Here is a 12411-nt window from a genome sequence, read left to right as displayed (position 1 = left end):
CACCGCGCTTGAAGAGCATTCTGCCGAGCGGGCGCATCCCGATAAATCCGCTGCGCTCGATCAATTTATTCGAGCGGCGTTACCAATCGGCGGCCCACGAGCAGGCAGCCGCTGAGGAAATCAACGCCTTGAAGGAAATTATGCGCGTATGGACCACTTGCAAGCGATGAGAGTATTTGCGCGCGTCGCGCAGCTGGGCAGCTTCACGAAGGCCGCCGAGCAAATGCAGCTGCCGCGCCCTAGCGTGAGCAACGCGATCCAGTATCTCGAGGAGCATTTGCGCGTGCGCCTCCTGCAGCGCACGACGCGCCGCGTCTCCCTCACGCACGAAGGCAGCGCCTACTACGCGCGCTGCGTGCAGGTGCTCGCCGACATCGACGACGCCGAATCCCTGTTCTCCGACGCCACGGCGGGCCCGCGCGGTGCGATCCGCGTCGACCTTCCCGAGCGGCTGGCGCTGCATACGGTGATCCCGGCGCTACCCGATTTCTTTGCGAAGTATCCCGACATCCGCGTCGTGCTGAGCGCATCGGACCGGATCATCGACTTGATCGACGATGGCGTCGACTGCGCGGTGCGCGTGGGCGTGCTCAGCGACACGACGCTCGTCGCGCGGCGCATCGGCATGTTCGAGCAGGTCAACTGCGCGTCACCGCTGTATGTCCAGCGGTACGGCATGCCAAGCACGCCCGACGACTTGCCTCAGCACGTCGCAGTCGGTTTCTTTTCGAACCGGACGGGGCGCGATCTGGACTGGGAATACGAGGAAGACGGCGAGATGCGCTTTGTGAAGATGCGCAGCCTGATTTCGGTCAACAGCGCGCATGCCTATCTTGGCAGTTGCCTCGCCGGGCTCGGAATGATTCAGGTGCCGCGCGACAACATCAACGAACTGCTTGCCTCAGGGCAACTGGTGGAAGTGCTCCCTGAATGGAAAGCCGCGCCGCTGCCGGTATCGGTCGTGTTTCCGCACAGCAGGCATCTGGCGCCGCGGGTGCGGATCTTCATCGATTGGGTCGCGCAACTCATCAAGGAGGCGCACGGCTGAGCGCGGCTCTGCCTGGAAAAACGGACGCCCAAAAAGCAAAAGGCTCATCCGAGCCAAGCTGGGATGAGCCAAATCGCCGACAAACGGCGCAGATCGAAGACCCGCAGCAACGAGAACGCAGCTGCCAGCACATCGACTTGTTAAAAACTCGCGCGGCGCGCCAGGCGCCGCGCGTTGTCGCGTCAGGTTAGAACTTGTGACGGATTGCGACACGAACCGAAACTTGATTCGCCGTCGACGAGTTCTCATCCGCACTCACGATGAGTGCGTTATCCAAGAACGTGCCCGTATTGGCGCTCTGCGCGTGCTGGTACGCACCCTGGACGTAGAAGTCCGTACGCTTCGACAAGTTGTAATCTGCCATCAGGCCTACGGTGTGGTACTTCGGCTTCGCACTGCCGCCGGACGTGTTGGCCTTCGCCAGCGTATAGACGTACTCTGCCCCTACGAAGAATGCCGGCGTGAGTTGGTACTTGCCGTTGATTTCGAAGTTCTGGAAGCGCAGCGAGTTCAGGCCCGCAGGAAGCCCGGTGGTGGTGGCGTTATCCTCAAAACCGGTCGGATTGCCGATGTACGTGTTGGTGTACACGAAACCTGCGGTAGCGGGACCGAAAGTATAGTTGATACCGCCGCCAAAGACACGCAGTTTGTTGGAGATGAAGTCCGCATCGTTCGGCGAGATTGCGCCACCGCTGGGTCCGTTGCCGTTGTCAACGCCCGGATTGTTGGCTTGCAAATACGCGGCAGCCACCAGCAGGCCGCCGTTTGCATATTGGCCACCGATGCTGTACTGACGATTGTTCGCGAAGTTCGTGCTGTTGCTGAAGCTATAGGTGCCGCCGAATTGGAAGCCCGCGATATCCGGGCTCGTGTACTTGACGGTGTTGTTGACGCGGAACGAGTTATCCGTGTTGTCGTTGTCGTACGGGTGCGAGAACATGTAACCGGCCCAGTTACCGTTCGCCGTCGTCTGTGCCAGGAAGTCAACGAGCGAGTCGTACTGGCGGCCCAACGTTACCGTACCGTATTGATCTTGCGCGAGACCCACATAGGCTTGACGGCCGAACATGCGACCACCCTGGTTCAGCTTGCCGGTGTTCACATCAAAGCCGTTTTCCAACTGGAAAACCGCCTTCAGGCCGCCACCCAGATCTTCCGACCCCTTCAAGCCCCAGCGGCTGCCTTGCGCAAAGCCGCTTTGCAGCTCCCAAACGTGGCTGCCGCCCACGTTGTTCGTATAGTTCAGGCCCTCATCGATCACGCCATACAGCGTGACGCTGCTCTGTGCGAAAACCGGCGCTGCGAATGCGGACAGCACTGCAAGCGAGATGACGTGTTTTTTCATCAAAATCTCCAAAGCTTTTTGACTTGTTGAAAATTTTTTCAATCTACTTATTTTAGGCGGAGCCTCTAGTGTTCGGTTGCGGTAAGTTCATGCAACACGGAGGAGATGTTTGCACGATGAAATCCCCGAGTCCATTCTGGTGCGTGCTTTTGCACTGAACCGTTGCGAATTGCCAACTAAAGCCGCATCAATCAGACGGATTGACACAGCACTGGTCAACCCAAAGGCCAAGACAATAAGTGATAACCCTATAAATCCAGCCCCAAAGACGAAGAAGGGAAGATCAAGCCATACAACAACGCGAAATGCATAGCAGTGCGTCGATTAAAACCGGCGTATTAACAACAAACGCCGGCCTTTTGGACGTACTCGTTAATTAACCCGCATCAATCAATCCTGATTGCAGAATATCGCCGTGATATGCGGCGCGACCTTGTGCACGACCGCCGTGCTATGCGCCGCCGTCACCGCCGCCCGCACGCTGTCCAGCCAGCCGAATACGACCGCGCCGTACGCCGAATCGCTAATGGGCTTGCCATCCCCGGTGCGGAACAGCGGGTCATTCTTTTGATATCCGACTATCGCAAACACGTGAAATCCGTATGCCGTGAGCGTCGCGCCGCTCGCTGGCCGGAACGCGTTGATCGAGTTCGGCTCGACGCGTGTCGGGGCCGGATCGATCAGCTGTTGCTGCTCCAGCGAGCCGATGAACTCGTGTGCGGAGACGCCGCACTTCAGCTGCTCATCGAGGTCGGCTGCGGAGCAGATGACAGGCAATAAAGCGAAGAAGACCGCAGATAAAACGCCTTTCATTTTAATAACCGCAGGATGCAAGCAGAACGGAGCCATCCGGACTCCGCACACCGGTGCCTGAAGACAAGGGAGTCGGCCAAGGCCCGCACTTTACCGATGTTTTCCGCGCTTTGCTGACAGCAATCGAAGTACCCGCCCGGGCCGGCGAAAAAGCAACCCTTTGCGGATATGTATATATCGCGCGGCGAGTACGGCGAGCGCCGCCTCGCGATCAGCTCACGTTGAAATGCACGCGCACGTCCAGATGGCTGTCGACCGGGCGGCCGTCCCGCATCGCCGGAAAGAAGCGCCAGCGGTGCAACGCCTGGAGCAAAACCTGGTTGAGGCGCGGGTTCTGCGTCGCCTTCAGCAATTCGACTTCGGTGCTGCCGTCTGCGTGGACGCTGAAGCGGGCGACGGCTTCCGCGCGATAGGCATCCTCGCGCAAATCGTCGGGCAACTCGGGCAACGGCTGCGAAAGCGGATATGAGTCTGCGGTGGTTCATCTTTTGTTGTTCTGCGAAGTGGGAAATTTCTCGAGGCTCTTGTCGTACGCGCAGACGCGCGCTGCTGCGGCGGCGCGATTGCACCCCCGCCCTCTCACACCGCCACCTTCCGAGGCGATATAACGTATCCATCTTGATATACAACAAGCCCGTTCCCGGTATTCGCCTCACGATGCCGCGTTTGCCGCAGTGCAGCGTAAATTTCGGCAATAATCTCGAAAGATTTTTGTAATGACAGTCGAAACCATTTCGGGCCTGGCGGGTCCGTCAAGACTGTGTCTTGCAGCCGATCCACGCGTCTGCCTCGCCGGCCTGGCGCCATCCGTTTCGATCGGGCGCCGCCCCTGCAACCCCCATTCCCAGCCTGACGCCAGGCCCTGCCCATCGGGCGGGCCACCGGGCCAGACCGTTAAAACCATGCAGAAGAAATCGCAACGCCTCGTCGAACTGGACTTCCTGCGCGGACTCGTGCTCCTCGTCATCGTCGTCGACCACATCGGCGGCAGCATCCTGTCGCGCTTCACGCTGCACAGCTACGCGTTCTGCGACGCGGCCGAGGTCTTCGTCTTTCTCGGCGGCTATGCAACGGCTACCGCCTATCTCTCGCTCGCCGCAAAGCGCGACGAAACCGCCGCCCGCCTGCGCTTCATGCGGCGCGCGCTCGAGATCTACCGCGCGTTTCTCGTGACCGCAGGCCTGATGCTCGTGATCAGCGCGGCCTTCGTCGCGTTGGGCATGGATGAAGCGCCCAACCTCGCGTACGCCGATCTCGACAGCCTCACAAGCACGCCGTTCCAGAGCCTCATCGACATCCTGCTGCTGCGCCGGCAGCCCTATCTGGCGTCCGTGCTGCCGATGTACGCGTTCTTCGCGCTGGCCGTGCCGCTTGCCCTGCCGCTCGCGCGCAAGAAACCGTGGCTGCTCGCCGCCGGCAGCGTTGCGCTATGGGCCGCCGCGAGCCACGCGATCCCCTACCTGCCGGCCGCCGACGACATGCACTGGGACTTCAACCCGTTCGCCTGGCAACTGATGTTCTTGCTCGGCGTGCTCGCACGCTGCCAGCCCGTCTATCAGCGCGTGAGCACGTCGCACTTCGGGCCGCTCGTCAGCGGCGCGGCGTTCGTCATCATCGCGGCGCTGTGCTTCGCGAAGCTCGTCGGCGTCGAAGCGGCGCTGCGCCCCGAGTTCAAGCAGAACCTCGAATGGCTGCGCGTCGTGAATTTCCTGGCGATCGCCTGGCTCGTGGCGGACATGATCCGCATCGGCTGGGTCGGGAAGACCGCCGAATGGCTGCCGTGGATCGGCATCGTGGGCCGCAAAGGGCTGCTGTGCTTCATCGCCGGCACGGGCATTTCGCTGATCGTCGACTCCGCGCTGTACACGATGACCGACGGCCTGCTCGACGTGCCGCTCGGCCTCGCCGCCGACGCTATCGCGATCGGCGCGCTGCTCGCGGTCGCCAAAGTCTACGGGCCGCTCGTGCGCGTGCTGGCCGTCAAGACGAGCTGAGCCGCCGCTCGTACGCGGCGCCGTCCGGGCTGTTCACGCGCGCCGCATCGCGCCGATGACAGCTCCGTGCTGCTGTTAACATTGAACCTCTGGGCACTTCGCCCGGGGCCGATTTCCCCATCGACGCTCATGCGCACACTCCTCTATTTCTTCGCCGCGCTCATTTGCGCGGCAGCGGCAGCGCCAGCGCCTTCGTTCGCGAGCACCGTTGCGGCGCGCACCTTCCATTCCGAGGCGCTCGAGCGCGACTGGTCATACACCGTCTATCTGCCGACCGGCTATCGCGACGAGGGTCCACGCTATCCGGTGCTCTATCTGCTGCACGGCAATCACGGCGACGCGAACGACTGGATCACGCAAGGCCAGTTGCAGGCCACCGCCGACCAGCTGATCGAACGCAAGGAGATCCCGCCCGTCGTGATCGTGATGCCGCAGGCCGGCACCGATTGGTACGTCGACCGCAAGGAGCGCATGCAGACCGCGTTCTTCGACGATCTGCTGCCGGAAATCGAAGCGCGCTATTGGGTGTCGAACCAGCGCGGCGGACGGGTGATCGGCGGAGTGTCGATGGGCGGCTTCGGCGCGCTGCGCTATGCGCTGCTCAAGCCCGACCAGTTCTGCTCGGCGATGCTGCTGAGTCCGGCCATCTATGCGGACGTGCCGCCGCTCACTTCGGCGGCGCGCTATGTCGGCGTATTCGGCGAGCGGCAATTCGATCCGCATGTCTGGCACGAACTCAACTATCCGACGCTGTGGAGCGGGTATTTCAGCAAGCCTTGGCGGCTGCCGTTCTTCATCGCCGCCGGCGGCGACGACCTCGTGATCCAGGCCGAAGCCGACGCGCTCTACACGCACCTGCGCCAAGCGAACAATCCGGCGGCATTGCGGATAGTCGACGGCGCGCATACGTGGGATGTCTGGCGCGGGCTGATCGCGCCCGGGCTCAAGTACTCGCTCGAATGCGTGAAGGGCGGCGCCAAGTAAGGGGGCAAAGGCGCGGCGCCGCGCCTATCTGACCCACTCGCTCCACAGCACCGTCAGCACGGTCATCAGCGCCGGACCGATGAAGAGCCCGAGGAAGCCGAACGTCTGCGCGCCGCCGAGGATGCCGAACAGCACCAGCAGAAACGGCAGGCGCGTCGATCCGCCGATCAAGAGCGGCCGCACGAAATGCTCGGCGATGAACACCACGATAAAGCCGAACACCGCCACGCCGATCGCCCCCGCTGCCGCCCCCTGCGCGAAGAGCCAAAGCGCCGCGCCGCAAAAGACGAGCGGCGCGCAAAAGGGCAGCATCGCCGCGATCGCCGTCAGCAGGCCAAGCACCGCGGCGTGGGGTACGCCGCTCACGAGGTAGGCGATGCCGAGGAACGCGCCCTCCCCCAGACCGACCACGACGAGACCGCTGACAGTCGAGCGCACGGCGGCCGCCATCCGCACGGCGAGCAGCGCGCCGTGGGAGCCGAACGCGCGGCGCGTGCCCTTGAGCAGGTTGCAGCTCAAGCGCGGGCCCGCCTGGAACATCACGAACAGCGTGACGAGCGTGAAGGAGAACACGACAAGGCCATGCGCCGCGAGCGTGCCGAAGCGCCTTCCGATGGTGACAACCGCGTCGCCGTGCAGCGCCTTCATCGCGGGCGAGCCGTGCAGCGGCAGCGCGAGATTGTCCTGCCACCACGAGGCCACTTGCGCTGAGCCGAACGGCAGATGCGCGACGAAGTCCGGCACCGGGATGCCGGTCGCTTCGGCCTCTCTGAGCCACGCGATGAAATCGTGCATTTCGCTGACGGCCTGCGCGAACACGAGCACGAACGGCAGTACGATGAGCAGGCCCACTGCCGCGGTCAGGGCGATGGCGACGAGGGTCGTGCGCTTGTGCGAACCCGAGCGCGCTTCGAGACGCGTCAAGAGCGGCCACAGCGCGATCGCGATCACCCCGGCCCAGGCAACGGCCGGGATGAAATCGCGCATCACCCAGAGCGCGAGCAGGACGAGCGCCGCGTAGAGCACCGCTGCGGCGATGTGCTGGGGCTTCCTGTCCGTTGAGGGGACGCTCTCCAGGGCGCCGTCCGTTTCTTGCTCGGGAGAATTGTCTTGTGGCATGGCGGTGATGTCGGCGCTTTCGTTGCGTGAACAACCGTTGGGCGGCACGCTGCGAAATAGTCAAGTGGTCAATGCACGACATCTTAAAGGATTGCGTCAAATGGCCTTGGCCAGCTCCCGATCGAGTTCGACGATCGTCTGATACAGCACGCGCGTGCCGTCGAGCAGCTGCTGCGGCTCGATCCACTCTTCCGGACAGTGGCTGCGTCCGTTCAGGCATGGAATGAAGATCATCCCGATCGGGCCGGTCGCCGCGACATACACCGCATCGTGTCCCGCGCCGCTCGGCAGCCGCATGTTCGCGTAGCCGAGCTGGCCCGCCGCACGTTCGACGGCGTCCATCACGAGCGGCTGGCAGTCGGTCGGTTTCGCACGGCTCACGTGCGCGGCGCTCGCCGATACGCGCAACGCCTCCAGATCCGCGGCGGCTGATGCCATCAGGTCTTCCGGGAAGCGATCGAGTATCGCGTCGCTGTCGCTGCGCACTTCCAGCATCAGCTCGACCTGGCCCGGCACCGCGTTGGGCACGTTCGGTGTCATCGCGATGCGGCCGATCGTGGCCACCACGTAGTGCGGCGCACCGTTCAGCGTGGACGCCATCCGGTACGCGCCTTCGATCAGCCGCGCAGCGCCGACCAGCGCATCGCGGCGAATATCCATCGGTGTCGTGCCGGCGTGATCCGGCTGCCCCGTCACCGTGATCAGCACCCGGCGAATGCCGACGATGTTCGTGACCACGCCGATTGGCAGTCCGCGCGCCTCCAGCACCGGCCCTTGCTCGATATGCAGTTCGACGAACGCTGCGGTGCTGCCCGGCTCGCGCAGCGGCCGGGTCAGCGCGCCGGGGTCGCCGCCGATGCGCCGCACCGCTTCGCCGAGCGTTTCGCCCGCCGCGTTCTTCGACGCGAGCATGCCCGCGTCGAGCACGCCCGAGAAAGCACGGCTGCCGACACACGAAATGCCGTAGTCGCTCGGCTCTTCCGACAGAAAGTCGATCACTTCCAGCGGATGGTCGAGCGTGATGCCCTGCTCGTTCAGCGCGTGGGCAACCTCGATGCCGGCCAGCACGCCAATGATGCCGTCGAAGCGCCCGCCGCCGACCACGGTGTCGCAGTGCGAGCCGGTGACGATCGGCTTGGCGCAGCGCCCCGAGCCGGCGCGCCGGCCGATCAGGTTGCCGCCCGCGTCCTGCGTCACCGCAAGGCCGGCCGCGGCAAACTCCTCGGCAAGCCACGCGCGCGCTTCGGTGAACAGCGGCGAGAAGGCACGGCGGGTCCACGGCACGTCGGGCAGCGTGAAGCGGGCCAGCCGTTCGGCACGCGCATTGAGCCGCTCGGCGTTGAGCGGGGGAAACGGGATAGCGGTCATGGAATGTCCGTTCAAGCGGATGGGGAGGCAGCCTCGGCCGCCAGTTTGGTTTGCGGCTGCGGACGCAGGAAACGCCCATACCCTTGCGGATTGACGATCCTTGTCCCGTCGAAGACCTGCACGCCACGGCAATAGGCGGCTGCGATACGCACGCTGAACTCCATCCCTTCGAACGAGCTCCACTGCACCGCGGACAAGCTGCTCGACGGATCGAACCGATAGCGCTCAGGCTTGAGAATCACGATGTCCGCATCGGCGCCGACATCGAGCGAGCCCTTGCGATCGTGCAGAAGGAAGTGGCGCGCGGGGTTTGCACTCAGTTGCCTGGCGACCATCGTCGGCGCGATGCCGTGCGCCTCGCAGCCGGTCCAGAACGCCGGCAGCAGCGTCTCGAGCCCCGGCCCGCCCGATGAATTCCTGAACACATTCGGGTTCCCCTTTCGCTCGAGGCCCCAGCTGACGTGATCGGACGAGACAAACGTGCAGGCATCGTTGGCGATGTGGGTCCACAGCAGCTCGGTTTCCGCCTTCGGACGGATCGGCGGATAGTGCTTGGTCTTCGCCCCGAAGCGCTTCGTATGTTCTTCGTGATTGAGCATCAGGTATTGAACGCAGGTCTCGATGCTCGCCCGGTGTCCGGCGCGCCGGTACATGTTGCACAGCTCGAAGCCGCGCGAAGTGGACACATGCACCGCATGCGCGCGCGCGCCGGTTTCCGCGCCGATCTCGTAGATGAGCGTGGTCGCGAGATTCTCGATGAGCGGCGTATGCGCGCGCATGAACGCGTCCCAGCCGGTGTCGCCCGCGTCGATCATGCGCGCGATGTTCTTGCGCGTGAGCTCCTGCATCTGGTTGTGCACGCCGCACGCGAGCCCCGACGGCGCGATCAGCCGGAACGCTTCGTAAAGATCGTCCTCTTCCACGCGCGGAAAGCGTCCGGGCGTCGCTTCGAAGGTCGAGAACTTGAACGCGCAAACGCCGCCTTCGATCAGACCGGCCGCTGCCTGCATGCCGTGCCGGTCGTTCAGCGTGCCGAAGAGCGCCACGTCCACGTGACAATCGCGCTCGACCTCGGCGATCTTCGCGTCGAGCTGCGCGCGCGACGCGACCGGCTCCGGGTCGTCGTACGGCATATCGACCATCACCGTCACGCCGCCGGCCGCCGCCGCACGGGAAGCTTGCCCCAGCCCCTCCTGATGGGCCTGGCTGCCCGAGTGCACTTGTCCGTCGACGACGCCCGGCATCACCCACTGCCCGCTCGCATCGACGCTATCGCGCGCCCGCGGCGCCGCGCCCGTGCCGCGCGCCGCCACCTTGCCGTCTCGCACCGCCACCCAACCGTCCTCCACGATGCTCCGGGCATCGACGAGATTGCCGCGCACCACCAGATCGAAATCGCTCATCCTTGCTCCCGGCATGTTCTTGTCCGAAGCAAGTTTAGGCGGTGCTCTGTCAGAATGTCTCATGCCTATTTATTGCATCGACATAACATGGAGTTAATCCCTTGCGACTCAACCTGCGGCAAATCGAAGTGTTCCGCGCGATCATGTTGACCGGCTCGATCAGCGGCGCCGCCAAGCTGCTGCACGTCTCACAGCCGGCCGTGTCGCGGCTGATCTCCTATGCGGAGCAACGGCTTGGGCTCGCCCTGTTCGAGCGCATCAAGGGCCGCCTCTATCCGACGCCCGAAGCACGCCGGCTCTTCACCGAGGTCAACGCGGTGTACCAAGGCGTTCAGCGCGTCAACGAGGTGGCCGAGGACCTGATCGAGAACCGCATGGGACACCTGCGCATCGCGTGCAGCCCGAATCTCGGGCAATCGCTGATTCCGCGCGCGATCGCCCGCTTCTACGAGCACCTTCCGGACGTGAGGATCATCCTGCACACGATGATTCCCGGTGTGTTGATGCAGGCCGTGCTCACGCAGCAGGTCGAGCTGGGGGTCGCGTTCCTTCAGGAGACGCACCCGAACATCGAGATCCATCCGCTGCACGAAAACCGGATCGTCGCCGCGCTGCCGGCCGATCATCCGCTCGCGAAGCACGAGACGCTGCGCGTGCAGGATCTCGTCGATCAGCCACTGATCGGCTACGGCAGCGACATCCCCCTCGGACAACTCGTGCGGCGGCTCTTTCATGACGCGCAGTGCGTGCCGCAAATCAAGATGGAAGTGCAGCAGTCGCATGTAGCCTGCGCGCTCGTCCAGGTCGGCGCGGGCATCGCGCTGATCGACGAGCTCACGGTCAGCGGGCCGGTGTGGCCGCAAGTCGTCGTGCGGCCGATCGTGCCGACCGTCAGTGCGCCGGTCAGCGTGCTCCATCCGGTGCTCGAACCGCTGTCACGGCCGGCGCGCGAGTTCATCGCCATGCTCGAAAGCCTTCGCGCAGCGGTCTGAAGCACGGCTCCGGCCGCTCGCACCGCCCCTCCGAGGGATTACCCTAGCCTTAACACTGCGTTATGCCTCAGCCATAAAAAAGCAATAACGAGCAAAAATAAACGCTCCCTAGAATCCCCTTCAATCCTCGCAGCCACAAGGCTCCGAGCATGCCAATACCCGCGTCTGGCGCAAGCGGCGCCGGACGCGTCGACGCCTTCGCCGTCGACGCTCACGCAACCGAAAACCAACAGGAAGGAAAACACCATGGGACGCATCTTGTCGTTGAAAGATGTCGAGGCCGCCGTCAAGGGCGGCTCGATCTTCGCGTGCGGCGGCGGCGGCTGGGCCGATCACGGCCGCGAGCTCGGCACGCTGGCGGTGACGATCGGCCGCCCCGAGCTCGTCACGATGGACGAAATCCCCGACGACGCGTGGATCGCGACCGCGGCGGCAATCGGCGCACCGGGCGGCCTGACCGACTGGGAAATGCTCGGCGTCGACTACGTGAAGGCGGTGCAGCTCGTGCAGGAGGCGCTCGGCGCCCCGATCCACGGCTTGATCATCGGCCAGAACGGCATGTCGAGCACGCTCAACGGCTGGCTGCCTTCGGCGCTGCTCGGCACGAAGGTGGTCGATGCGGTCGGCGACATCCGCGCCCATCCGACCGGCGACATGGGCTCGCTCGGCCTCGCGTCGAGCCCCGAGCCGATGATTCAGGCGGCCGCCGGCGGCAATCGCGCGAACCACGCGTATATCGAGCTCGTCGTGCGCGGCGCGACCGCGAAGGTCTCGCCGGTGCTGCGCAAGGCGTCGGACATGTCGGGCGGCTTCATCGCGAGCTGCCGCAATCCGGTGCGCGCGTCGTATGTGCGCCAGCACGCGGCGCTCGGCGGCATCGGCATGGCGCTCGCGCTCGGCGAAGCGATCATCGCGGCGGAAGCGAAAGGCGGCGGAGCCGTCGTCGATGCGATCTGCAAGGCGACGCGCGGGCAGATCATCGGCAGCGGCAAGGTCGTGCGCAACACGCTCAAGTACACCGACGAAGCGTTCGATGTCGGCGTGATCGAGATCGGCGCAGGCGCGAATCGCCGCCTGATTCACGTGATGAACGAGCACATGGCCGTCGAGGATGCGCACGGCGCGCGCATCGCGACCTACCCCGACGTGATCACGACGCTCGATGCCGGCGGCTGTCCGGTCAGCGCGGGCCAGGTCCGCGAGGGCATGGAGATCCTGCTGTTTCACGTGGCGAAGCAGGACATTCCGCTGTCGTCGTCAGTGCGAGATCCGGCTGTCTATCCGCCGGTCGAAAAGGCACTCGGCATCAGCATCGCCGATTACGCGCTCGCTCAGTAAGGGGTAT

General features: G+C 64.2%; 11 protein-coding genes. 5 read left to right on the top strand and 6 right to left on the bottom strand.

Going from position 1 to position 12411, the window contains the following annotated elements; all coding sequences use genetic code 11:
* The first annotated feature begins 148 nt into the window (after positions 1–148).
* Positions 149–1048 (top strand): LysR family transcriptional regulator, encoded by a 900-nt coding sequence (locus FAZ69_RS02280; RefSeq protein WP_136892304.1) that lies wholly within the window; start codon positions 149–151, stop codon positions 1046–1048.
* Positions 1049–1235: 187 nt separating this feature from the next.
* Here FAZ69_RS02280 and FAZ69_RS02275 read toward each other — a convergent pair whose 3' ends face one another.
* The 3 genes from FAZ69_RS02275 to FAZ69_RS02265 form a co-directional block, all read right to left on the bottom strand.
* A complete protein-coding gene (locus FAZ69_RS02275) occupies positions 1236–2393 on the bottom strand; it encodes a porin (RefSeq protein WP_136892303.1) in 1158 nt (385 codons plus the stop codon).
* Between the two features lie 390 nt (positions 2394–2783).
* Positions 2784–3206 carry a hypothetical protein gene (locus FAZ69_RS02270; protein WP_136892507.1) on the bottom strand — a complete coding sequence of 141 codons (423 nt, stop codon included), beginning with the start codon at positions 3204–3206 and terminating at the stop codon, positions 2784–2786.
* Positions 3207–3417: 211 nt separating this feature from the next.
* Positions 3418–3654, bottom strand: a complete 237-nt coding sequence (locus FAZ69_RS02265) for a TonB family protein (RefSeq protein ID WP_136892302.1) — start codon at positions 3652–3654, stop codon at positions 3418–3420.
* Between the two features lie 454 nt (positions 3655–4108).
* On the opposite strand from FAZ69_RS02265, the gene FAZ69_RS02260 reads away from it, so the two are divergent.
* Together FAZ69_RS02260 and FAZ69_RS02255 are read left to right on the top strand one after the other, a co-directional pair.
* Positions 4109–5200, top strand: coding sequence for an OpgC domain-containing protein (locus FAZ69_RS02260; RefSeq protein WP_136892301.1), 1092 nt, complete (start codon positions 4109–4111; stop codon positions 5198–5200).
* 129 nt (positions 5201–5329) lie between these two features.
* Positions 5330–6184, top strand: coding sequence for an alpha/beta hydrolase (locus tag FAZ69_RS02255; RefSeq protein WP_136892300.1), 855 nt, complete (start codon positions 5330–5332; stop codon positions 6182–6184).
* Between the two features lie 24 nt (positions 6185–6208).
* Here the strand turns inward: FAZ69_RS02255 and FAZ69_RS02250 are convergent, their stop codons facing one another.
* The 3 genes from FAZ69_RS02250 to ertD form a co-directional block, all read right to left on the bottom strand.
* Entirely contained in the window at positions 6209–7303 is a 1095-nt protein-coding gene (locus FAZ69_RS02250) for an AI-2E family transporter (RefSeq protein ID WP_136892299.1), read from the bottom strand.
* A gap of 96 nt (positions 7304–7399) precedes the next feature.
* Positions 7400–8671, bottom strand: a complete 1272-nt coding sequence (gene ertE / locus FAZ69_RS02245) for an N-carbamyl-l-glutamate amidohydrolase ErtE (protein WP_136892298.1) — start codon at positions 8669–8671, stop codon at positions 7400–7402.
* 11 nt (positions 8672–8682) lie between these two features.
* A complete protein-coding gene (gene ertD / locus FAZ69_RS02240; RefSeq protein ID WP_136892297.1) occupies positions 8683–10074 on the bottom strand; it encodes a hydantoin-5-propionate amidohydrolase in 1392 nt (463 codons plus the stop codon).
* Positions 10075–10175: 101 nt separating this feature from the next.
* Between ertD and FAZ69_RS02235 the strand changes: the two genes are divergently transcribed.
* Together FAZ69_RS02235 and ertC are read left to right on the top strand one after the other, a co-directional pair.
* The gene (locus FAZ69_RS02235; RefSeq protein WP_136892296.1) at positions 10176–11066 is read left to right on the top strand and encodes a LysR family transcriptional regulator; all 891 of its coding nucleotides are present in this window, start codon (positions 10176–10178) and stop codon (positions 11064–11066) included.
* A gap of 246 nt (positions 11067–11312) precedes the next feature.
* Entirely contained in the window at positions 11313–12404 is a 1092-nt protein-coding gene (ertC, locus tag FAZ69_RS02230) for a thiohydantoin desulfurase (protein ID WP_136892295.1), read from the top strand.
* Positions 12405–12411 lie beyond the last annotated feature (7 nt).

Origin of the sequence: Trinickia terrae (assembly GCF_005144415.1) — a bacterium.
Classification (GTDB): Bacteria; Pseudomonadota; Gammaproteobacteria; order Burkholderiales; family Burkholderiaceae; genus Trinickia_A; species Trinickia_A terrae.
The sequence above is the reverse complement of the archived record's forward strand: the minus strand, read 5'-3'. Positions and strand labels throughout refer to the sequence as shown.